This is a genomic window from Dechloromonas denitrificans (assembly GCF_020510665.1).
Classification (GTDB): domain Bacteria; phylum Pseudomonadota; class Gammaproteobacteria; order Burkholderiales; family Rhodocyclaceae; genus Azonexus; species Azonexus denitrificans_B.
In genome coordinates this window covers 2,180,779-2,204,276 of sequence record NZ_CP075187.1, presented here as the reverse complement: position 1 = coordinate 2,204,276, position 23,498 = coordinate 2,180,779, and the positions used below count along the sequence as shown (strand labels likewise).

Here is a 23,498-nt window from a genome sequence, read left to right as displayed (position 1 = left end):
TTGGTCTATGAAAGTGGATGAAAAGAAAAAGCCCCGCTGGGCGGGGCTTTTTGTTGAAGCTTCGGCAGATTACTTGGTGCCGATCACTTCGATGTCAACGCGACGATCCGGCTGCAGGCAGTCGATCAGGGCCTTGGACTTGCCGTTACCCTTGCACTTGTCGCCGGTAACCGGCTGCTTCTCGCCCTTGCCTTCGGTGTAAACACGGTTGGCTTCGATACCCTTGGAAACCAGGTATTCCTTGACGGCAGCAGCACGCTTTTCAGACAGCTTCTGGTTGTAGGCATCGCCACCGATACGGTCGGTGTGGCCAACGGCCAGGATCACTTCCAGCTTGATGGCCTTGGCCTTGGAAACCAGCTCATCGAGCTTGGCTTTACCAGCCGGACGCAGAACAGCCTTGTTGAAGTCGAACAGGGCGTCGGCAGCGACGGTGATCTTTTCACCGGACGGCTTCGGACCAGCAACGGCAGCACCGCCGGCAGCGCCCTTGGCAGCAGCTTCACAGGCTTCCTTCGGCAGCAGGTCCTTGTCGCATTCGCAACCGGCAGCGTCCTTGGCGGCAGCAGCCGGGGTCCAGTAACCGGTGCGCCAGCACAGGCCGAAACCGGACTTGGCGACGACGTCGCGCTGGTCGATCACGTAAACGCGTTCTTGAGCAGTAGCAGCGAAACCGATACCGGCCAGCAGGGCCAGAACCAGTGTTTTCTTGGCGATGTTTTTGATCATTGTTTTCCCTCGTTGAAGAAAATTTAAAAATCCTTGACCCGCAAATTCAGCTAAAACTAAGCCTCACCGCGGACTTCAAGCTTATTTTGCCATAGGGCAATGGCCGAATCCAAGTCATTTTGCCCATTCGTGCGTAAAGTTTTGTGGTCTACGCAACACTTTCCGGCGACCCAAACATGGCTGACATTTTCCCGTCCGGCAACGTGGACAAGATGCGACAGCGGATCAAAACAAGGTTGCGTTTCCAGGTTGCCAAGCTCGACCGCGCAGAGGTCTGCAGCCTTGCCAATGGTGATTGATCCTGTTTCATGGCTGAGGCCGAGTGCGCTCGCGCCGTTGAGTGTTGCCATGCGCAAGACTTCGTTGGCCGGCAGGACGCTGGCGTCGCCGGAGATTCCTTTGGCGAGTAGTGAGGCCAGTCGCATTTCTCCGAACAGGTCGAGTCGATTGTTGCTGGCTGCACCATCGGTGCCCAGGCCCACATTGATGCCGAGTTGTCGCATTCTTGCGACAGGGGCAATCCCGCTCGCCAGTTTCAGGTTGGATGTCGGGCAGTGCGCGATGCTGCTGCCACTGTCGGCCAGTGTTGCCAGATCGCTTTCCTCATTATGAGCCGCGTGTACGCCGATGAATGAGGGGCCGGTTAGTCCTAGTTTCTGTAGTCGTTGAAGTGGTGTTTGCCCGTATAGCTTGAGGCTGTCGGCCAGCTCCTGGCGTGTTTCGTGAACGTGGCAGTGGATCGGCAGGTTGAGTTGTGCCGAAAGCGTCAGGATGCGCTCGAAAGTGAGGTCGGAGACGGTGTAGGGGGCGTGTGGTGCCAGGCAAAAGCCGATCAGTGGATGGTCGAGCCAGTTTTCGCGGGCAGCGAGGCCTTTGTCGATGTAGTCATCGGCGTCGCTGGCGTAAGGGGTCGGGAACTCCAGGGTTGTGATGCCGAGCATTGCGCGCATGCCGAACTCGGCTACGGCAGTTGCTGCTGCTTCGGGATAAAAATACATGTCACTGAAGCAGGTGATGCCGCCCTTGAGCATTTCGGCGCAGGCCAAGCGGGTGCCGTCGTACACGAATTGTGCCGACATGTGTGCTGCTTCGGCTGGCCAGATGTGTTCCTGCAGCCATTCCATCAAGGGGAGGTCATCGGCCAGTCCGCGCATGAGAGACATGGCTGCGTGTGTGTGCAGATTGATCAGGCCGGGAATGAGGATGTGTTCGGCGAGTGTGACTCGTTCCTCCGCCCGATATCGTGCCCGTGCTTCGCCGGTGGGCAGAATGTCGATGATTCGGCCGTTGTGAATGGCTACGGCATGGTTTTTCAGTACCACATCAGGGTCGACCGCAGCAATCCAGCGGGACTCGATCAGCAGGTCGATGATTTCAGGTGTTGTTGTCATGGAAAACGACGTCTGTTCATTGATGGTGGCGTGTTAAAATAACAAATTACGCTCGATTCAACTAATACGGCATCGCGCAAGCGGTGCGAATGTGAGACATGGACCAATTCGCCAAAGAAACTCTGCCGATCAGCCTCGAAGACGAGATGCGGCGTTCCTATCTCGATTACGCGATGAGCGTGATTGTCGGTCGTGCCCTGCCGGATGCGCGTGACGGCCTGAAGCCGGTACATCGCCGCGTCTTGTTCGCGATGCACGAGTTGAACAACGACTGGAACAAGGCGTACAAGAAATCAGCTCGTATCGTCGGTGACGTGATCGGTAAATATCACCCGCATGGTGACTCCGCCGTTTATGAAACCATCGTTCGCATGGCGCAGGATTTTTCGCTGCGCTACATGCTGGTCGATGGTCAGGGCAACTTCGGCTCGGTGGACGGCGACAGCGCGGCAGCGATGCGTTACACCGAAGTGCGCATGGCCAAGATCGGCCACCAGTTGCTGGAAGATCTCGATAAGGAAACCGTCGATTTCGGGCCGAACTATGATGGTTCCGAGCATGAGCCGTTGGTTATGCCGGCGCGTATTCCCAATCTGCTGATCAACGGTTCTTCCGGTATTGCGGTCGGCATGGCGACGAACATTCCGCCGCACAACCTCAATGAAGTGATCGCCGGTTGTCTGGCGCTGCTGGAAAACCCGGCAATCACCATTGACGATCTGATCGAATACATTCCAGCCCCCGATTTTCCGACGGCTGCACTGATTTACGGTGTGATGGGCGTGCGCGAAGGTTACAAGACCGGTCGCGGTCGCGTGGTCATGCGCGCCCGTACGCATTTCGAGGACATGGAAAAGGGCAATGGGCGTCAGGCACTGATCGTCGATGAAATTCCCTACCAGGTTAACAAGAAGTCGCTGATCGAGAAGATCGCCGAACTGGTCAACGAGAAGAAAATCGAGGGTATCTCCGATATTCGCGATGAGTCCGACAAATCGGGCATGCGTATCGTCATCGAACTGAAGCGTGGCGAAGTCGGCGAGGTCATCCTCAATAACCTCTACAAGCAGACCCAGCTGCAAGACACCTTCGGCATGAACATGGTGGCGTTGGTCGATGGCCAGCCGCGCTTGCTCAACCTCAAGCAGATGCTTGAGTGCTTCCTGTCGCATCGCCGCGAAGTGGTGACGCGCCGTACGGTCTATGAGCTGCGCAAGGCGCGCGAACGTGGCCATATCCTGGAAGGTCTGGCTGTCGCGCTGTCCAATGTCGATGACATCATCACGCTGATCAAGGCAGCACCGACGCCGGCTGATGCCAAACGTGGTTTGATGGAACGTCAGTGGCGCAGTCCGGTTGTCGAGGAAATGCTGATTCGGGCCGCCTCGGATGCGTCGCGTCCGGATGGTCTGGCGCCGGAATTCGGCTTGTCGTCGCAGGGCTACCGCCTGTCCGATGCACAGGCCCAGGCCATCCTGGAACTGCGTCTGCAGCGCCTGACCGGTCTGGAGCAGGACAAGATCGTCAGCGAGTACAAGGACGTCATGGCCAAGATCCTCGATCTGCTCGACATCCTGGCCAAGCCGCAGCGCATCACCGAAATCATCGTTACCGAACTGACCGCGATCCGCGAGCAGTTCGGCGACGAGCGTCGCTCCGAAATCGTGCTGCACACGCAGGAACTCGGTATCGAAGATTTCATCACGCCGATGGACATGGTGGTTACCCTGTCGCACGGTGGTTATGTCAAGGCCCAGCCGCTGGCCGATTACCGTTCGCAGCGTCGTGGCGGGCGTGGCAAGCAGGCGGCGGCGATCAAGGACGAAGATTTCGTCGATCACCTGTTCGTCGCCAATACGCACGATTACATCCTGTGCTTCTCGAATCGCGGCCGTTGCTACTGGCTGAAGGTGTACGAAGCGCCGCAGGGTAGCCGGACCAGCCGCGGCAAGCCGATCGTCAATCTCTTCCCGCTGGAAGAGGGCGAGCGGATCAATGCCGTGCTGCCGGTCAAGGAATTCTCCGATGACCAGTACGTCTTCATGGCGACGGTCATGGGGACGGTCAAGAAGACGCCGCTGTCCGACTTCTCCAACCCGCGCAAGGCCGGCATCATCGCCGTGGCGCTGGACGAAGGCGATATCCTGGTCGGCGTCGAGCTGACCACCGGCCAGAGCGACATCGTGCTGGTGTCTGATGCTGGCAAGGCGGTCTGGTTCGACGAGGAAGATGTTCGTCCGATGGGCCGTGGTGCTCGCGGCGTGCGCGGCATGCGCCTGATGGAAGGCCAGTCGGTCATTTCCCTGCTGGTGGCCGAGAGCGATCAGGCGACGGTGCTGGTGGCGACCGAGAATGGCTACGGTAAACGTACCGTTTTGGCCGATTTCCGTCATTCCGGTCGCGGTACGCAAGGTGTTCGCGCCATTGCCGATAGCGAACGCAATGGGACGGTCGTTGGTGCCAAGCTGGTCAGCGACGAAGATGAAATCATGCTGATCACGACCGGTGGCGTGCTGATCCGGACCCGTGTTGCTGAAATTCGCGGCATGGGGCGTGCTACCCAGGGCGTCACCCTGATTTCGCTCGATGAGGGCGAAAAGCTGGCTGGCCTCGAAAAAGTGGCCGAGTCCGTCGTTGAAGTCGAAGCGGAAGCCGAGGGCGATGCGGCAGAGGCGGTCGTCGAGGCTGCCCCTGAAACCCCGGCACCGAACGTTGAAGAAGGTGGAGAAGCCTGATGAGTCGAATCTGGAATTTCAGCGCCGGTCCGGCTGCTCTCCCAGAAGAAGTCCTGCGCCAGGCGCAGGAAGAACTGCTCGACTGGCACGGCGCCGGTTGCAGCGTGATGGAGATGAGCCATCGCGGCAAGGAGTTCACCAGCATCATCGAGCAGGCCGAAGCCGACCTGCGCGAGTTGATGGGGATTCCGGCCAATTACAAGGTGCTTTTCCTGCAGGGCGGTGCGACGCAGCAGTTCGCTCAGATCCCGATGAACCTGCTGGCCGGTCGTTCGGCCGATTACATCGTGACCGGCTCGTGGTCCAAGAAGGCCCTGAAGGAAGCGCAGCGTATCGGTTCGGTGCGCTGTGCCGCATCGACGGAAGGCAGTGCCTTCACGCGTTTGCCGGTGGCCGAAGAGATCAAGCTTGATCCCTTCGCTGCTTACCTGCACGTGTGCACCAACGAAACGATTCACGGCGTCGAGATTCCGGCCGAGCGCATTGCCGATACCGGCGTGCCGCTGGTTGCCGACATGTCGTCGCACATCCTGTCGCGTCCGGTCAATGTCGAGAAATTCGGCATGATCTATGCCGGGGCGCAGAAAAATATCGGTCCGTCCGGTTTGACGCTGGTCATCATGCGCGAAGAGTTGCTCGGCATGGCGCCGCTGACCATTCCGAGCGTGATGGATTACGCGGTGATGGCCGAAAATGGTTCGATGCTCAACACGCCACCGACTTACGGTATCTATATTGCCGGGCTGGTTTTCCAGTGGTTGAAGAAGCAGGGCGGTCTGGCGGGCATTGACGCGGTCAACGCTGAAAAAGCACGTATTTTGTACGAATGCATCGACAACTCCGGTGATTTCTATGTCAATCCGGTCGATGTCGATTGCCGCTCGCGCATGAATGTCCCGTTTACGCTGGCTGATGCCGGGCTGGATGCGGCATTCCTGGCAGAGTCGAAGGCTGCCGGCCTGGTCTCGCTGAAAGGCCACAAATCGGTCGGCGGCATGCGTGCCTCGATCTACAACGCGGTTCCGCTCGCCGGTGTTCAGGCGCTGGTGGAATTCATGAACGATTTCGCCAAACGCAACGGTTAATCCACAATGAGCGACGAACTGCAGAAGGCCCTGGCCGGTGTGCGCACCGAAATTGACGGCATTGACGCCGAATTGCTCCGCCTGCTTAACCAGCGCGCCCGTTGCGCGCAAAAGGTTGGTGAGATCAAGGCTGAGCATGGCGACGCCGGCTACATCTACCGTCCCGAGCGCGAGGCGCAAGTCTTGCGTCGTTTGCAGGAGCAAAATCCTGGTCCCTTGCTGGGCGAAAACATTACCTTCTTTTTCCGCGAGGTCATGTCCGCCTGTCTGTCGCTTGAGCAGCCATTAGGCATCGCCTTCCTCGGTCCGCTCGGCACCTTCTCGGAGTCTGCCGCGACCAAGCACTTTGGTCATGCCGCGCGTCTATTGCCGCAGTCGTCGATCGACGATGTCTTCCGTGAAGTGGAGTCCGGTCACGCGCAATACGCCGTGGTTCCGGTCGAAAACTCAACCGAGGGCGCGGTCGGTCGGACGATGGATCTGTTGCTCGGTACGCAGCTCAAAATCTGCGGCGAAGTGGTTTTGCGTATTCACCAGAATTTGCTGACCAACGAAACGGATCTGAACAACATTACTCGTGTTTATTCCCACGCCCAGTCCTTGGCCCAGTGCCACGAATGGCTGAACCGGATGTTGCCGAATGCCCAGCGCATTTCGGTCGGCAGCAATGCCCAGGCTGCCCAGAAGGCTTCCGAAGAAGCCGGTACGGCGGCGATTGCCGGTGAGGCAGCTGCGGCGCGCTACAGCCTGCCGCGTCTGGCTGAAAATATCGAAGACGAGCCGAACAATACGACGCGCTTCCTGGTGCTCGGTCGCCACGATGCCGGTCCGTCCGGTCGCGACAAGACTTCGCTGATCATGTCGGCGCCGAATCGCACCGGGGCGCTGCATGAACTGCTGTTGCCGCTGTCGACTTCCGGTGTCTCGATGAGCCGCCTGGAGTCACGGCCGGCACGCAATGCGCTGTGGGAATACGTTTTTTATGTCGACGTCGAAGGGCATCGTGACGATGCACCGGTCAAGGCGGCGCTTGATGAACTCGGCCGGCGTGCGGCTTACATGAAAATTCTCGGGTCCTACCCGGTTGCGGTTTATTGAGGATTGCTCCCATGAGTCTTGCTGAACAAGCCTTGTCGTATGTCCGTGCTATTTCGCCTTACCAGCCGGGTAAGCCGATCACCGAACTGGCCCGCGAAATGGGCATTCCGGTCGAAAGCATCGTCAAGCTGGCATCGAATGAAAATCCGCTGGGCATGAGCCCGAAGGCGAAGCTGGCTGTTGAGGCTGCGATTGGCGGCATCGAGCGTTATCCCGATCAGTTCGATCTGATCAAGGCAGTGGCGGATCGTGCTGCACTGAATCCCAATCAGGTGGTGCTCGGCAACGGTTCAAACGACGTACTCGATCTGATCGCTCGTGTTTTTCTGGCGCCTGGCCGTTCAGCCGTTTTTGCCCAGCATGCCTTTGCGGTTTACCCGCTGGCCACGCTGTCGACCGGGGCAGAGTTGATTGCCACCCCGGCAAAGAACTTTGGTCACGATCTGGCGGCCATGCGTGCCGCCATCCGGCCTGATACGCGAATTGTCTGGATTGCCAATCCGAATAATCCGACCGGCAACTTCCTGCCTTATCCGGAGATCCGTGCTTTCCTGGAAAGCGTACCGAAGGATGTCGTGGTCGTGCTCGACGAGGCTTACAACGAGTATTTGCCGCCGGCCGAGCGTGTCGACACGGCCAGCTGGATCAAGGATTTCCCGAACCTGGTGGTGACGCGGACCTTCTCGAAAATCTTCGGTCTGGCCGGTTTGCGCGTCGGTTATGCCCTTGCTTCAGCCGAAATCGCCGATTTGATGAATCGCGTCCGTCAGCCGTTCAACGTCAATAATCTGGCCATTGCAGCAGCGATTGCGGCGCTTGATGATGTTGAGTTCGTGGCCGCAAGTTATGAACTGAACCAGCGTGGCATGGCCCAGATCATCGCGGCGCTGGATAAATTGGGGCTTGAGTACATCGTCCCGCACGGTAATTTCGTGACCTTCAAGGTTGGCGATGGTGCCGGGGTAAACCAGAAATTGCTCAAGCAGGGTGTTATTGTGCGTCCGATCGGCGGCTACGGCCTGCCGGAGTGGTTGCGCGTCACGATCGGCAAAGAGTCCGAAAATGCGCGCTTCCTGGAGGCGCTGGAGAAGGCGCTCTAAATGCCGGAGTTCGGCAAACTTGTTGTTTTCGGGACCGGTCTGATCGGTGGTTCGTTCGCGCTCGCGCTCAAGGAAGCGGGCGCGGTGGAGGAGGTTGTCGGTTTCGGGCGCACGCCGGCGACCTTGCGTTCGGCGCAGCAGTTGGGCGTGATCGACCGGGCTGGCATCAATCCGAATCACGAAATCGAAGATGCCGACATTATTCTGGTGGCGACGCCGGTCGCCCAGATGCCGGAGATTTTCAACCGCATTGCGCCTTATCTCGGGCCGAATACCATCGTTACCGATGGTGGTTCGACCAAGGGAGATGTTGTCGCCGCTGCGCGCGCCGCCTTTGGTGACCGAATTAGCCAGTTTGTTCCGGCGCACCCGATTGCCGGGGCCGAGAATAGCGGTCCGTCGGCGGCACGTTACGACTTGTATGAGGGCAAGAAGGTTGTTGTTACGCCTTTGCCGGAGAACAGCGACGACTCGCTTGACCATATCAAACGCGCCTGGTCTTTGTGTGGAGCGGATATTTACGAGCTGACACCGGAGGCGCATGACCGTGTTTTCGCCGCCGTCAGCCATCTGCCGCACCTGCTTTCATTTGCCTTGGTGCACGATCTCGCCGTGCGCGAGGATGCTGACGTATTTTTCACTTTTGCCGCCTCGGGCTTTCGCGATTTCACCCGGATTGCAGCAAGCCATCCGGAAATGTGGCGTGATATCTGTCTGGCCAATCGTGAGGCATTGCTTGGTGAGCTTGATAGTTATCGGGCGCAACTCGATGAGTTGCGACTGGCCTTGGCTCAAAACGACGGTGTCCGCCTGGAGGAAGTCTTCGGCGTGGCTCGCAAGGCACGCCGCGATTGGGCGGGGGACTGATGGCGGGGCTGTGGCGGATCATTCTGCTTGCCTGGGTGTTGTTTTTCCCTGCCTTGCCGCATGCCGCAGCGCCTGCTATTTTGCTGGCCGAGGTCTATCGCAATCAGGTCGATGTGACGCGTTATCTGGTCAGCGAAAAACTGGACGGTGTGCGGGCCGTTTGGGATGGAAAAACCCTGCGTTTTCGCAGCGGACGCGAAATCAATGCGCCGCAATGGTTCCTTGATGGTTTGCCGAAGCGTTCGCTGGATGGCGAATTGTGGCTCGGGCGCGGTACTTTCGAGCGGCTTTCCGGGATTGTCCGGCGCGACGTGCCGGATGATGCCGAGTGGCGCCAGGTCCGCTACATGATTTTCGAACTGCCTGGCGGTGAGGGCGATTTCCGTCAACGTGCCGAGCAAATTCGGCAACTCGTTCGTCAGGCCAATGTCTCTTGGTTGCGTGAAATTGAGCAATTACCTGTGGTTGACCGTGACAGCCTGCAAAAGCGGCTCAACGAAGTGGTCAAGGCCGGCGGCGAAGGCTTGATGCTGCATCGCGCCGATGCGCTTTACGAAACCGGTCGCAGCGATACCTTGCTCAAGGTCAAGCCCTGGGAGGATGCCGAGGCTGTGGTCATCGCGCATTTGCCGGGTAAGGGAAAACACACCGGGCGACTCGGTGCCTTGCGCGTGAAAACCGATGATGGGCGCGAGTTTTCACTGGGCACCGGCTTGAGTGATGCGCAGCGTGATAATCCGCCGGCCATCGGGGCGACGGTGACCTATCGTTATCGCGATTTGACGCGCCATGGTTTGCCGCGCTTTGCCAGTTTTTTGCGCGTCAGAGCGGCCGAGTAATGCAGCGTAGCGATGTTTCCTCGTTCAGTTTGAAGGGGGGAGGGTAGATGATTCTGGTCACCGGTGGCGCTGGTTTTGTCGGCAGCAATTTCGTGCTCGACTGGCTGGCGCAATGCGATGAGCCTGTGCTCAATCTCGATGCGCTGACCTATGCCGGGAACCTCGATAACCTGGCTAGTCTGCAAGGGGATTCGCGCCATATTTTCATTCACGGCAGCATTGACGATGGTGAACTACTGAGTCGTTTGCTGGCCGAGCACAAGCCGCGTGCCATCCTCAATTTTGCCGCCGAATCGCATGTCGACCGCAGCATTCATGGCCCGGAAGATTTCATTCAGACCAATATCGTCGGCACCTTCCGCTTGCTCGAAGCGGTGCGCGCTTACTGGAGCGGCTTGGCGGATGATGCCAAGGCGGCATTCCGTTTCCTGCACGTGTCGACCGACGAAGTCTATGGCTCGCTGGCGCATGACGACCCGGCGTTCAGCGAAACCAATCGCTACGAGCCGAACAGTCCCTATTCAGCCAGCAAGGCGGCGAGCGACCATCTGGTGCGGGCTTACCATCACACCTATGGTTTGCCGGTGCTGACCACCAATTGCTCGAACAATTACGGTCCTTACCACTTTCCGGAAAAGCTGATCCCGCTGGTCATTCACAACGCGCTGGCCGGCAAGCCGCTGCCTATTTATGGCGACGGTCAGCAAATCCGCGACTGGCTCTACGTGAAAGATCACTGCGGTGCGATCCGCCGCGTCCTCGAAGCAGGACGGGTTGGCGAGACCTATAACGTTGGCGGCTGGAATGAAAAGGCCAATCTGGACGTGGTTCATACGCTATGCATGATTCTTGACGAACTCAGTCCGCGTTCAGACGGCAAGCCGTACAAGGCGCAGATTACTTACGTGAAGGACCGCCCGGGGCATGATCGCCGTTATGCCATCGATGCAAGCAAAATCGAGCGCAAGCTGGGTTGGAAACCGGCAGAAACCTTTGAAACGGGCATCCACAAGACGGTGCAGTGGTATCTCGATAATCAGGCGTGGGTGGCCAAGGTGACGAGTGGCAGCTATCGCCAGTGGCTGGACCGGAATTACGGAGCGCGTACATGATCAAACGTAAAGGCATTATCTTGGCCGGTGGTTCCGGTACCCGGCTTTATCCGGCCACCTTGTCGGTCTCGAAGCAACTGCTGCCGATCTACGACAAGCCGATGATCTATTACCCGCTGACCACGCTGATGCTGGCGGGAATCCGCGATATTCTGGTCATTTCGACGCCGCAGGACACGCCGCGTTTTGCCCAGTTGCTCGGTGATGGTAGTCAGTGGGGGATCAATCTTCAGTATGCCGTCCAACCCAGCCCGGATGGCCTGGCGCAAGCTTTCATTCTGGGCGCTGATTTCGTCGGTAATGATCCCTCGGCGCTGATTCTTGGCGACAACATCTTTCATGGCCACGAATTCAGCGATTTGTTGCATTCGGCCAATGCCGACACCCAGGGGGCGACTGTCTTTGCCTATGCCGTGACGGATCCGGAGCGTTACGGTGTCGTTGCCTTCGATGCTGAGCAACGTGCCATCTCGATCGAGGAAAAGCCGGCTGAGCCAAAGTCTCGCTACGCCGTCACCGGCCTTTATTTTTACGACAATGCCGTGGTCGACATCGCAAAATCGATCAAACCTAGCGCACGCGGCGAGTTGGAAATTACCGACGTCAATCGTGTTTACCTAGAGCGCAATCAGCTTAAGGTTGAAATCATGGGGCGCGGTTATGCCTGGCTCGATACCGGTACACATGATTCGCTGCTTGAGGCGGGGCAATTTATCGCCACAATTGAAAAGCGGCAGGGTCTGAAAGTTGCCTGTCCGGAAGAAATTGCCTGGCGTCAGAAGTGGATTTCTGACGATGAATTGGTCAATGTTGCCCAGTCGTATGCCAAGACCGGCTATGGTCAGTATTTGCTTGGCATGCTAAAGACAAAGATTTACTAATGAAAGTCACGCCAACTGCGATTCCTGAAGTTCTTGTCATCGAGCCAAAAATTTTTGGTGATGACCGGGGGTTTTTCTTCGAAAGCTTCAATCAAAAAGCCTTTCAGGAAGCAACGGGGCTGGATGTCGCCTTTGTTCAGGATAATCATTCGAAAAGCGCCAAAAACGTCTTGCGTGGTTTGCACTATCAAGTCGTCCAGCCGCAAGGCAAGCTGGTGCGTGTCGTGCAGGGCGAAGTTTTCGATGTCGCGGTCGACACCAGAAAAGGCTCAAGAACGTACGGACAGTGGGTGGGTGAGATTCTCTCGGCCGAGAACAAAAAGCAGTTCTGGGTTCCGCCCGGCTTTGCCCATGGCTTTCTGACGCTCAGCGACACCGCCGAGTTTCTCTACAAGACGACGGATTACTACGCGTCGGAGCATGAGCGATGTATTCGCTGGGATGATCCGAGTGTGGCGGTCATCTGGCCAATTCTTGACTCGCCTATTCTTTCACCAAAAGATGCCGTAGCCGACTTGTTCGACATTTCATGCACTGATTTCAGAGAGTACTCCCAATGTGTCAATCTCAACCTGTAAGTGCTCTTCTAGGGCGGCTTTGGCGCCACTTCAGCAGTCGCCGAAGAAGGCAGTTCAGTTATTTGCTTGTTTTGATGATTTTTGCGTCATTTGCCGAGATATTGAGCATCGGTGCTGTTTTGCCGTTTCTTGGTGCTTTGACCGCGCCCAGCCGAGTATTTGAACATCATGCCGCTCAGATATTCATTAAAGCCTTGGGCATTACTTCTCCCGACCAACTTTTATTTCCACTGACTGTCTTGTTCGGGATTGCAGCCTTATTGGCGGGTGCCATGAGAGTCGTGTTGCTTTGGATGAGCACTCGACTTTCTTTTGCGACCGGCGCCGACCTTGGTATCAGTATCTACCGTCGAACATTGTTTCAGCCCTATGCGGTTCATGTCGCGCGTAATAGCAGCGAGGTAATCAACGGTATATCGACCAAGGCGAATGGGGTGATTTACAGCGTTATTGCCCCGATGTTGATGATTATTAATTCAATTGTCATGTTGATTGCAATTTTGCTGGTAATGCTGTCTGTCAATCTGATGATCACGGTGGTTGCTTTCGGCGGTTTCGGGAGTATCTATGGATTCCTCATCTGGCAAACCCGAGCCCGGAAAATCAGAAACAGTCATGCCATTGCCCGCGAATCGACCAAGGTCATACAGTGTCTGCAGGAGGGGCTGGGAGGAATACGTGATGTGCTTGTCGATGGTAGCCAGTCAGTCTATTGCGAAAATTATCGTAATGCCGACCAGCTTTTGCGTCAGGCTCAAGGTAACAACCAGGTCATCAGTCAGACGCCGCGATATGTGATGGAGGCTTTGGGCATGACGCTCATCGCAGTGCTGGCCTATGTGCTTGCCCGGCAAGAGAATGGTGTTGCCAGCGCCATACCAATACTCGGGGCGTTAGCGCTTGGCGCTCAGCGCTTGCTGCCGGTGATGCAGCAGTTGTATGGCGCCTGGTCATCGATTCACGGAAGTCAGGCATCCCTGCAAGATACCCTTGCCCTTCTTGATCAGCCTTTGCCTGATTATGCAGACTTGCCTGTGGCTTCTCCGATCCCCTTTGAGCATCAGATCGAATTGCGCTCTCTGTCATTTCGCTATTCGCCCCAAACGCCCTTGGTTCTGAAAAACTTGAATCTGTCGATTGCCAAAGGCAGTCGTGTCGGCTTCATTGGTACTACCGGAAGTGGGAAAAGCACCCTGCTGGATATTGTGATGGGTTTGTTGCAACCGACCGAGGGTGCCCTGGAAGTCGATGGAGAGCCGGTTACTGCAGCAAACGGTCGATCCTGGCAGGCGCATATCGCCCATGTGCCCCAGGTTATCTTTCTGGCCGATAGCAGTATCGAGGAGAATATTGCATTCGGTGTGCCGAAAGCCTTGATCGATCATCAGCGTGTGCGACTTGCCGCGCGTCAAGCGCAAATCGCGGAGATTATCGAGACTTGGCCTGCAGGTTATCAAACCTCGGTTGGTGAGCGGGGTGTTCGACTATCGGGTGGGCAGCGTCAGCGTATCGGCATCGCCCGGGCGCTTTACAAGCGAGCCGATGTCATCGTTTTCGACGAGGCTACGAGTGCTCTTGACAATGAGACAGAACACGCCGTGATGCAGGCTATTGACTCATTAAGCGGCAATCTTACGGTCCTGATCATTGCTCACCGTCTTAGTACTCTGAAAAATTGTACTCAAGTAGTAGAATTGGCCGATGGCGCTGTCTGTCGAGTGGGCAAGTATCAGGACGTCGTAACCGAGAAGGCATGAGTGCCAAGAAAACAGAAGGAAACTAATTCAGCATGCTCAATAACGCATCAATTTTGATCACCGGTGGAACGGGCTCTTTCGGCAATACTTTCGTGCCGATGACATTGGCTAAATACAACCCAAAGCGTTTGGTTATCTATTCCCGCGATGAAATGAAGCAGTGGGATATGGCCCAGAAATTCTCGGGCGATCCGCGCGTCAGTTTCATTATTGGCGATGTGCGTGACAAGGACCGTTTGGCTCGTGCACTTGATGGTATCGACTATGTCGTTCATGCCGCCGCAACAAAAATTGTGCCGACCGCAGAATACAACCCTTTCGAGTGTGTAAAAACGAATATCAATGGCGCAATGAATCTGATTGATGCTTGTATCGATCGTGGCGTTAAACGTGTCGTTGCACTATCCACTGACAAGGCAAGCAATCCGATCAATTTGTATGGTGCGACGAAACTGGCATCCGACAAACTGTTTGTTGCCGGGAATGCTTACGCAGGTACCCACGACACGCGTTTTTCTGTTGTGCGATATGGAAACGTCATGGGTTCGCGTGGTTCAGTCATTCCGTTTTTCATGTCGCTGGCCAATACCGGTGTTCTCCCGATTACTGATTCTCGGATGACGCGGTTCATGATTACCCTTGAGCAGGGTGTAGAGTTGGTCTGGCATGCATTCGATGATATGCAGGGCGGTGAAATCTACGTCAAGAAAATTCCGTCCATGACCATTCTTGATATTGCCAAGGCCGTGGCGCCTGACGCCGAAAACAAGATTATCGGTATTCGCCCGGGGGAAAAGATACACGAGCAGATGATCGGGCTTGAAGATGCGCCGAACACGTTTGCCTACAAAGAGCATTTCAAGATTTTGCCGATGATTCATAACTGGTCTTCAGACCCGTCAAGAATTAATGATGGGGTCAAAGTTCCGGATGGATTTACCTATTCTTCGGAAAATAACGACGAATGGATGTCAGCGGATGCGTTGAGAGAGTGGATTGATGCACATCGGCATAAAGTCGGCGCCATCTGATTCTGAATGTCCAAAAACATTCTTATTACAGGCGGCTCAGGTTTGCTTGCCCTCAACTGGGCTGCTACGGTTCGTGAACATTGCTCGGTTACCCTTGGGTTGCATGACCGACTAATTTCACTTGCTGGTGCAGCCAGCCAGAAACTAGACCTTGAGTCCCCCGGCGCGATTGCGTCCAGTATTGATGCCGGGAAATTTGATCTGGTAGTGCATGCTGCTGGTTTTACCAGTGTGGAAGAGTGTGAATCAAAGCCTGATCTGGCGCGCCACATTAATGTCACCCTGGCCAAAAATGTGGCGAAAGCCTGCATGGCAACGGGTGTTTCCCAGGTGCACATATCGACGGACCATCTCTTTTACGGAGATGAGGCTCTGCTTGATGAGAGGTCTCTGCTTGCACCCCGAAATACTTATGGGCTGACCAAGGCTGAGGCAGAGCGTCAAGTACTTGAATCGAACCCTCGTGCGCTTGTAATCCGCACCAATTTTTACGGTTGGGGTTCAAGCTATCGTCATTCGTTCAGTGACATCTTGCTTGGCGCATTGCGTTCAGGGAAAAGCATTGCGCTTTTTCAGGATGTTTTCTACACGCCGATACTGATTGAGTCACTTGCTGAAGCTGTTATGGGTCTCCACCAGTTGAGTGCCTTTGGTATTTATAACGTGGTGGGCGATGAGCGCCTCTCTAAATACGACTTCGGATTAAAGCTCGCCGAGCGCTTTGGCTTGGATGCGGCTTTGATCAAGCCAGCCCAAATGGCTCACCAGGTCTCGCCGGTTCAGCGCCCCCTGGATATGAGTTTGTCGAACCACAAGGTCTGCGAAGCGCTCGGTAGAACGCTTGGTGGCGTTGATGAGCAAGTCGCACGACTTTGCCAACAAGAACAAAACGGGCTTGCCCAGGAGCTGCGCCATCTATGATTCCCTACGGAAAACATCATATTGATGAGGATGATATTCAAGCCGTCGCCGACGTTTTAAGGAGCGGAGTGCTGACGCAGGGCCCGGCAGTTGAGGCTTTTGAGCAGGCAATCGCCGAGTACGTCGGTGCCAAGTATGCTTTGGCAGTATCGAGTGGTACTGCCGCCTTGCATTTGGCTGCCTTGGTCGCCGGGGTCGCTCCGGGGCGTTCGCTGGTCACTTCTCCCATCACATTTGTGGCCAGTGCGAATGCTGCAATGTATGCGGGCGGTCGCGTTGTCTTTGCTGACATTGATTCGCAGACGATCAACATGTCGCCGGATAGTCTCAAAGTTGCTCTTGAATCGAACCCAGATGTCTGCGCGGTCATTCCTGTTCATTTTGCTGGATTGCCGTGCGATATGCCGGCAATCAAGGCTGCTGCCGATCGAGTCGGTGCGGTGGTCATTGAGGATGCAGCGCATGCGCTCGGGGCTCAGTATTCTGATGGACAGAAGGTTGGATGCTGTGCCAATTCCCTGATGACGACTTTTTCCTTCCACCCGGTAAAAGCGATTGCCGCTGGCGAAGGCGGCATGATCACCACCAACGACGAAGGCGTCTATCGACGGTTGTTGCGCCTGCGCAGTCATGGCATCAACAAGCTGGATGATCCGTTTGAAATCCCCGAGCAGGCTGACACTGGTGGCGTACGTAATCCTTGGTATTACGAAATGAAGGAATTGGGCTTTCATTACCGGATCACTGATATGCAGTGTGCTTTGGGTCTTTCGCAATTCAAGAAACTTGATCGTTTTATCAATCGTCGGCGTGATCTTGTCGCGAGATATGACGAGGCATTCGTTGGTCTTGCCAATTGTCGTCCGGCTCAGGCTCTCGGCCGGGATCAGAGTGGGCACCATCTTTATGTGATCCGCATTGATTTTGATGCGATTGACATGACTCGGGGGCAATTTATGCTCGCACTCAAGGAGAAGGGCGTTGGCAGCCAAGTGCACTACATCCCTGTTCCAGCGCAACCATACTACCGAAAGCTTGGGCATCGCCCAGATGATTATCCGGCTGCCCAGCAGTATTACCAGGAAGCCTTGAGCTTGCCCTTGTTCTACGATCTTGCGCCGGATGAACAAGAGCGCGTTATTAGTTCGGTTAAGGCCTTGCTTTCCTAACTTATATTGAGTCGCAGAATGAAATTACTCGTAGTTGGTTGCGGTTCTATTGGCCGGCGCCATGCGCGAAACGCGCGTCTCCTGGATGACGAAGTAATCCTGTGCGATGTCGATGAGACTCGTATGCGCGAGTTTGGTGAGGAAATTGGCGCTTCCGGCTACTTTACCGATTTCGAGGAGGCGGCAAGATGCTCTGGCGCCGATGCGGCGATTGTTGCGACGCCTAGCAACCTTCACACAGCCCCTGCTCGAGCGCTGATTGCCTCGGGAATTCATGTGCTAATGGAAAAGCCCCTGTGCGTTTCGATAGCTGAAGCACAGGCACTGAGGCCATTGGTTCGTGATAGCGGTTTGGTGTTCATGATGGCTCACACCTACCGATTCCGTGCAGAATGGGTTGAGATCAAGCGCATTCTTGATACAAACCCGCTTGGTCGTGTTTACAGCGCTGAATCGATGGGGGGGTGGTATTTGCCAGACTGGCACATCCGCGAAGATTATCGACATGAATATGCCGCTCAGAAAAAGCTGGGTGGCGGTGTTGTACTAACCAGCCTGAGTCATTTTTTTGACTTGGTTGCTTGGTTTTTCGGCGATATAAAAGATATTTCAGGTGCCCGAATGCGGCTTGGTGAACTCGATATTGATGTCGACGACGCAGTGGTGTGCACCCTGAGAACAGTTTCAGGTGCGGTAGTGACCATATCCGAGGACTTTCTGTGTCGTTGTCCGCGGCGCTCGCTGCGGATCAATGCCGAGCATGGATATCTTGAGGCTGATTTCAATCGGAAGACATTGAGTATCTGGGATGCCCGCGAGAAGCGATTCTTGCCTGATGCTCCAGACTTGGCCACGAATGAAGGGAAGTACTTCAAGATTCTTGAAGATGGTGTGGCGTATGATCCGGAGCCGGATGTATCACCCCTGCAGTATTCCGGGAATGATGCCTATTTGTCAGAGTTGTCTTACTTCCTGGCCCAGGTTTCTGCGCAACGAACGGTTTTTGATTTGGATATCGACTCGGGCATTAAAGTCCTCGAGGCGCTGAACCACGCAGGAATTGAAGACTGGACTGCCTGTTGAAAGGGGACTTGTTATGGCATTGATGCGCATAGGCAATAAGATTGTTGGTGAGGGACGTAGTACCCTGATGTTTGCCGAAGAAGGGCAAGCCAACCAAGGGGATGTCGAGGTTGCAATTGGGATGTGCAACACCGCAGCAAAGGTTGGGGCAGACGGGATCGAATACCAGCTTTTTCTGGCTGACGACATGTACGTTCGCAACGACCCTGGTCACGCGATTTACAAAAGCAGAGAGTTATCGTCAACTCAAATCACCGATCTCATCGCGGCTACGCATGCCGCAGGCCTGCTTTGTCAGGTTGCCGGTCTTTCACCAAAGATTATCGAACTCTGCGCTGAAGCCGGGGCTGATGTCTTTTGCGTCAATGCCAGTGATCTGACCAACCCGGTGATCATCGATGCGGTCGCTGCGACAGGAAAGCCCTTTTGGCTTGCCACCCTAATGGCTACGACCGAAGAAATCGACTGGGCTGTCGAGTACGCGATGAGCCGTTGTCGATCAGACATTGGCTTGCTGCATGGTCAGCATGTGATGTCCTCAGATACATCAAGAGGGGTTCCTCCGGAACTCCTCCAGCTCGATTGCATTGAGCTTTTCAAGCGCAGATATGGTTTGGTTACAGGATTCGTCGATCACACTGCCACGCAGTTTGTGCCGTCTATTGCCTCGGCAAAAGGTGCTGCTATGGTCATGAAGCATTTGGCGCCTGAAAAGAACTGGCAGGGACCGGATTGGGTTGTTTGTCTTGATCCAGAAGCCTGGAAGGACGCTCGTTCAATGCTTGAATATACGGTTCAGGCAAACGGTGCATCCAAGGAGATTTCTCAGGCGGAATTCAAAGACCGCAGTATCCATCGTCGCAGCATCCATACCAGTGCAGCCCTATCGGCCGGACATCAAATTACCCCGGATGATCTGGTTGTGTTGCGTCCTGGCAAGGGCGGTATGGATCCACGGGTTGTGCACGAACTTGTCGGGCGCCGGGTAAAACACGATTTGCCGAAACAGAGTCAACTCCAGTTCGAAGATCTGGTTTGACTTGACTAATCCAAACTGGAGCGAATACCGATATGGATCTTGGACTCAAGGGTAGGGTTGCGGTCGTGCTTGCGGCCAGTTCGGGTATTGGGCGTGGTATAGCGACGGTACTTGCACAGGAAGGGTGTAGCCTTGCCATTTGTGCCAGAGACGGCGCGCGCCTGAAATTGGTTGCAGATGAGATACGCGCTGAAACCGGGGCTCAAGTATTTGCAGCGCCGGCGGATGTGGGTGATGCAAAATCCTTGGAAGCCTTTTTTGACCAAGTATTCGCTGAGTATGAAAAGATCGATATTCTCGTGAATAACTCAGGTGGCCCGCCGCCCGGTAAAAGCCTCGATTTAGGTGATGGGCTGTACCAATCAGCTTTCGATCTGGTTTTGATGAGCAAAGTGCGTGCTTGTCGTCGTGTCTTGCCCTCGATGGCCAAACAAGCTTGGGGGCGAATCATTAATGTCGAAAGCACGAGCGTTAAATGTGCGCTCGAAAATATGGTGCTTTCCAATGTGTTTCGCAGTGCAGCCACCGCGTTCGCCAAAACACTTTCAATGGAATACGCGAGGGATGGTGTCAGGGTGCACACGCTACTCTCCGGCCCGTTTCTTACCAGCCGCGTGAATGAGCTTGGTTCGGCAGCTGCAAAACAGAAGGGCGTTTCCTTCGAGCAGTGGAAGAGTGACGCCGAGGCTGGTACGGCCTTGGGGCGCTTTGGCGATCCATTGGAATATGGTGCATTGGTTGCTTTTCTCGCAAGCGATAAAGCTGACTACATGACAGGAACGTGCATCGCAATCGATGGCGGAGCCTTGAAGACAATTACCTAGTGAGCCGCGCTATGAGACTCGCCGTGATTCCTGCCAGGGGCGGCAGCAAAAGAATCCCGAAAAAAAATATTTTGCCTTTCTGCGGGAAACCGATGGTGGCTTACGCCCTGGCGGCTGCTTCTGAATCGGGGTTGTTCGACAAAATACATGTTTCAACAGATTCTGATGAAGTTTCGGATGTTGTCGAGTCCCTTGGTTTTCCGGTCGACTTCAAGCGCTGTGCAGAGCTTTCAGATGATTTCACGGGGCTTGTACCTGTCCTTCGTTGGGTGTTGGAGCAGTATCGAATTCGTGGGGAGGTTTATGACGAGATATGCTGCATCATGCCGAATGCCCCGTTAATTGGTAGCCAGGATATTGTTGATGCTTTCAATACCTTTGGTAGCCACGGTGGCAGTCACCCGTTGCTGGTGTACGCCAGATATCCTGTTCCCATAGAGTGGGCTTTCCGTCGGGGAGACGATGGTTTGATGGTTGCTGTCTCGCCGCAAAGCCTAGTTGTACGATCGCAGGATTTGGAAGCGGCTTACTACGAATGTGGTCCCTTCACAATTTGGCGTCCGAAGCATTTGGAGAGTGACAATCCGTTGACTGGTCAGGTTTTGTCGTATGTGCTCCCGGCGGAACGAGCGGTAGATATTGATACTCCTGAAGATCTTGCCTATGCGGAACGTTTGTTTAAGGCCTCTGCGGGATTTTGATTCATTAAGATGGCTCTCTTGTCGTGAATGAAACTCTCGGAATCTTTGATTCGCCGCCACATCAATAAAATTTGGATTTGTCATGAAGAAATACACAAACTTTACCAAGTCACGCGAGTTCTCCCGTCAAATTCACGATGTTATTCCCGGCGGTTCCCATACTTATTCCAAGGGGGATGATCAATTTCCGGTGAATGCGCCAGCTGCCATTACCCACGGCAAGGGTGCCTACATTTGGGATCTGGACGGCAACAAGTTTCTCGACTGCAGCATGGGGTTGACCTCGGTTTGTATCGGCCATGGCTATGAGCCTGTCGCGCAGGCGGTATGTGAAGCGGCATTTCAGGGAACCAACTTTCAACGACCTGCAGCCATTGAACTAGAAGCGGCCAATCTGTTTCTGGAAACAGTTGAGTCTGGCGACATGGTCAAGTTTGCCAAGAATGGATCGACTGTGACCACCGCAGCGATCAAACTTGCTCGAGCCTATACGGGGCGAAATAGAGTCGCTCTTCCCCGTGAGCACCCGTTCTTCAGCTACGACGACTGGTTTATTGTCTCGACCCTTTGCGATCGGGGAATCCCTCCCGCAGTGAAGGCAATGACGGCAACCTTCAGTTACAACAATTATGCTTCCGTCGAGGCATTGCTTGCCGATAACGACCATGATATCGCCTGTATCATCATGGAGCCCGTCAAGTTTGACCCACCAAAAGATGATTTTTTGCAAAAGGTGGCTGCGTTATGCAAAGAGCGCGGCGTACTTTTAATTCTTGATGAAATGGTCTCCGGTTTTAAATGGGGACTTAATGGGGCTCACAATTTCTATGGCGTGAAGCCAGATATGGCAACGTGGGGCAAGGGGATTGCCAATGGCTTTTCAGCCTGTGCACTGACTGGGCGTGCCGATATCATGGAGTTAGGGGGCGTTCGGCGCGAAGGCGACGATAAACTGTTCCTGATATCAACAACGCACGGCGCTGAGACAACAGGCCTGGCTGCCATGATCGCCACGATCAATGCTTTCAAGCAACACAATATGATTGAGCAAAACTGGGCAAACGGTGAAGCCCTGAAGTTGCGTCTTGAACAAGTTATCTCCAAACATGAACTGGGTAGCTCATTGCAATTAATTGGCTATCCCTGTTTATTTGCTTTGGTATGCCGGAATCCTACAGGATTGCCTGACGACTCGTTCCGTACATTGATGATGCAAGAAATGATCGCGCGTGGTGTGCTCTTTCAGGGGCTTTTTTATCCCACTTGGTCACATCAGCAGGTAGAAATGGATTTGCTAGTAATGGCTTTCGATGCGTCATGCTCGGTTTATCGCAGGGCAATCGACGTGGGTACAACCGATGGTTTGCTGATTGGCCCCCCTGCAAAAGCGGTCTTCCGCAAGAAAATCTAATACCTCGTGCGGTGTCGTTGATGAGTCCAAAATGCGTGGCATGAGAATCCTTATTCGCACAGACGCCTCAGTCAAAATCGGCAGTGGTCATCTGATGCGCTGTCTTACATTGGCTGATCAACTGGTAGGCGCTGGGGCTGAGGTGGCCTTTGTTTGCCGAGACTTGCCAGGTGCCATGTTTGATTTGTTATCGATGCGTGGCTTTCGATTCGCGAAACTGCCCTCAGTCGAAGATGGATGCGTCTCACAGCAGCGCGATGCAGCTGAGACAACGGAGGCTATTGGCCAATTATATTCGGATCGCCTGGATTGGCTTATTGTCGATCATTATCTCCTTGATGCTTCGTGGGAGCAGTTGCTGCGACCTTGCACGCGAAAAATCATGGTGATTGACGATTTGGCGGACCGTAGCCATGACTGTGAGTTGTTGCTTGATCAGAATTACTACCATGGTTTTGAGCGACGCTATGACGAGTTGCTGCCCCCCCAGTGTGTATCATTGCTTGGTCCAGGCTATGTTTTACTAAGGCCCGAGTTTGCTGATGCCAAGAAGCAGTTGATTTTTAGAGATGGAATAGTAAAACGTATTCTGGTTTTTTTTGGTGCTACAGATCCTTGTATGCAGACTCAAAAAGTAATCGAAGCGTTTAAGCAGTTGTCCCGTCCAGATATTACCGTTGATATAGTCGTCGGTCAGACTAATCCTTTTTGCCATGCCATACAGGCGTGTTGTGCTGATTTTCGGAATATTAACTTCCATTGTCAGGTAAGTAACATGGCGGAATTAATACTCAAAGCAGATTTGGGTATTGGTGCAGGAGGGGCTGCGATGTGGGAGCGCTGCTATTTGGGGTTGCCGACAATTACTGTAGTCTTTGCAGATAATCAATTGCGGACGACCGAAGATGTGGCAGATGTCGGGGCAATTGAGTATTTGGGACAGTCTGATTTATTTTCGGCCGATGATTATATGATCGCAATTATGAAAATGATTGAAAACCCAACCCATGTCAGAAATATGAGTAGAGCGGCATTGGGTGTTTTGGATATTAAAGGTCAAAATATTATTGATGTGATGCGAAGAATTATTCCGTGAATTTTATTTTTCGGGATCAGTAAATTATAGACTAATATAAATTAAGCAAGG

Annotated in this window: 21 protein-coding genes; 19 read left to right on the top strand and 2 right to left on the bottom strand. The window is 54.4% G+C overall.

Annotated features, from left to right (window positions below; all coding sequences use genetic code 11):
* Positions 1-69: 69 nt before the first annotated feature.
* Both KI614_RS10440 and KI614_RS10435 read right to left on the bottom strand, forming a co-directional pair.
* A complete protein-coding gene (locus tag KI614_RS10440; RefSeq protein WP_203467005.1) occupies positions 70-729 on the bottom strand; it encodes an OmpA family protein in 660 nt (219 codons plus the stop codon).
* 56 nt (positions 730-785) lie between these two features.
* The gene (locus tag KI614_RS10435; RefSeq protein WP_226405503.1) at positions 786-2,120 is read right to left on the bottom strand and encodes a TRZ/ATZ family hydrolase; all 1,335 of its coding nucleotides are present in this window, start codon (positions 2,118-2,120) and stop codon (positions 786-788) included.
* Between the two features lie 98 nt (positions 2,121-2,218).
* Here KI614_RS10435 and gyrA point away from each other — a divergent pair, with 98 nt between their 5' ends.
* From gyrA to pseG, 19 genes are all read left to right on the top strand, one after another.
* The gene (gyrA, locus tag KI614_RS10430; RefSeq protein ID WP_226405501.1) at positions 2,219-4,855 is read left to right on the top strand and encodes a DNA gyrase subunit A; all 2,637 of its coding nucleotides are present in this window, start codon (positions 2,219-2,221) and stop codon (positions 4,853-4,855) included.
* Entirely contained in the window at positions 4,855-5,940 is a 1,086-nt protein-coding gene (serC, locus tag KI614_RS10425) for a 3-phosphoserine/phosphohydroxythreonine transaminase (RefSeq protein WP_226405499.1), read from the top strand. The genes gyrA and serC overlap by 1 nt, the downstream gene beginning before the upstream one ends.
* Positions 5,941-5,946: 6 nt before the next feature.
* Positions 5,947-7,038 carry a prephenate dehydratase gene (gene pheA / locus KI614_RS10420; protein ID WP_226405497.1) on the top strand — a complete coding sequence of 364 codons (1,092 nt, stop codon included), beginning with the start codon at positions 5,947-5,949 and terminating at the stop codon, positions 7,036-7,038.
* Positions 7,039-7,049: 11 nt separating this feature from the next.
* Positions 7,050-8,138, top strand: a complete 1,089-nt coding sequence (gene hisC, locus KI614_RS10415) for a histidinol-phosphate transaminase (RefSeq protein ID WP_226405495.1) — start codon at positions 7,050-7,052, stop codon at positions 8,136-8,138.
* On the top strand, positions 8,139-9,005 hold the full coding sequence (locus KI614_RS10410; protein ID WP_226405493.1) for a prephenate dehydrogenase: 867 nt from the start codon (positions 8,139-8,141) through the stop codon (positions 9,003-9,005). It abuts the gene before it with no gap.
* A complete protein-coding gene (locus KI614_RS10405; protein WP_226405491.1) occupies positions 9,005-9,844 on the top strand; it encodes a DNA ligase in 840 nt (279 codons plus the stop codon). The genes KI614_RS10410 and KI614_RS10405 overlap by 1 nt, the downstream gene beginning before the upstream one ends.
* A 47-nt stretch (positions 9,845-9,891) precedes the next feature.
* A complete protein-coding gene (gene rfbB, locus KI614_RS10400) occupies positions 9,892-10,956 on the top strand; it encodes a dTDP-glucose 4,6-dehydratase (protein WP_226405489.1) in 1,065 nt (354 codons plus the stop codon).
* Positions 10,953-11,837 (top strand): glucose-1-phosphate thymidylyltransferase RfbA, encoded by an 885-nt coding sequence (rfbA, locus tag KI614_RS10395; protein WP_226405487.1) that lies wholly within the window; start codon positions 10,953-10,955, stop codon positions 11,835-11,837. The genes rfbB and rfbA overlap by 4 nt, the downstream gene beginning before the upstream one ends.
* Positions 11,837-12,415 (top strand): dTDP-4-dehydrorhamnose 3,5-epimerase, encoded by a 579-nt coding sequence (gene rfbC, locus KI614_RS10390; protein ID WP_226405473.1) that lies wholly within the window; start codon positions 11,837-11,839, stop codon positions 12,413-12,415. The genes rfbA and rfbC overlap by 1 nt, the downstream gene beginning before the upstream one ends.
* Before the next feature lie 74 nt (positions 12,416-12,489).
* Positions 12,490-14,172 carry an ABC transporter ATP-binding protein gene (locus KI614_RS10385; protein WP_226405471.1) on the top strand — a complete coding sequence of 561 codons (1,683 nt, stop codon included), beginning with the start codon at positions 12,490-12,492 and terminating at the stop codon, positions 14,170-14,172.
* 32 nt (positions 14,173-14,204) lie between these two features.
* Positions 14,205-15,203 carry a UDP-N-acetylglucosamine 4,6-dehydratase (inverting) gene (gene pseB / locus KI614_RS10380; protein ID WP_226405469.1) on the top strand — a complete coding sequence of 333 codons (999 nt, stop codon included), beginning with the start codon at positions 14,205-14,207 and terminating at the stop codon, positions 15,201-15,203.
* 6 nt (positions 15,204-15,209) lie between these two features.
* On the top strand, positions 15,210-16,124 hold the full coding sequence (locus tag KI614_RS10375; protein ID WP_226405466.1) for an SDR family oxidoreductase: 915 nt from the start codon (positions 15,210-15,212) through the stop codon (positions 16,122-16,124).
* A complete protein-coding gene (pseC, locus tag KI614_RS10370) occupies positions 16,121-17,293 on the top strand; it encodes a UDP-4-amino-4,6-dideoxy-N-acetyl-beta-L-altrosamine transaminase (protein WP_226405463.1) in 1,173 nt (390 codons plus the stop codon). Before KI614_RS10375 ends, pseC begins: the two co-directional genes overlap by 4 nt.
* A gap of 18 nt (positions 17,294-17,311) precedes the next feature.
* Positions 17,312-18,376, top strand: a complete 1,065-nt coding sequence (locus KI614_RS10365; protein ID WP_226405450.1) for a Gfo/Idh/MocA family protein — start codon at positions 17,312-17,314, stop codon at positions 18,374-18,376.
* 13 nt (positions 18,377-18,389) lie between these two features.
* Entirely contained in the window at positions 18,390-19,415 is a 1,026-nt protein-coding gene (locus tag KI614_RS10360; RefSeq protein WP_226405448.1) for an N-acetylneuraminate synthase family protein, read from the top strand.
* 32 nt (positions 19,416-19,447) lie between these two features.
* Positions 19,448-20,239 carry an SDR family oxidoreductase gene (locus KI614_RS10355; protein ID WP_226405446.1) on the top strand — a complete coding sequence of 264 codons (792 nt, stop codon included), beginning with the start codon at positions 19,448-19,450 and terminating at the stop codon, positions 20,237-20,239.
* Between the two features lie 11 nt (positions 20,240-20,250).
* Positions 20,251-20,940, top strand: a complete 690-nt coding sequence (locus tag KI614_RS10350) for a cytidylyltransferase domain-containing protein (protein WP_226405444.1) — start codon at positions 20,251-20,253, stop codon at positions 20,938-20,940.
* Positions 20,941-21,022: 82 nt separating this feature from the next.
* The gene (locus KI614_RS10345) at positions 21,023-22,351 is read left to right on the top strand and encodes a glutamate-1-semialdehyde 2,1-aminomutase (RefSeq protein WP_226405442.1); all 1,329 of its coding nucleotides are present in this window, start codon (positions 21,023-21,025) and stop codon (positions 22,349-22,351) included.
* A gap of 31 nt (positions 22,352-22,382) precedes the next feature.
* Complete coding sequence (pseG, locus tag KI614_RS10340) at positions 22,383-23,447, top strand: UDP-2,4-diacetamido-2,4,6-trideoxy-beta-L-altropyranose hydrolase (RefSeq protein WP_226405440.1); 1,065 nt, start codon at positions 22,383-22,385, stop codon at positions 23,445-23,447.
* The last annotated feature ends 51 nt before the right edge of the window (positions 23,448-23,498 follow it).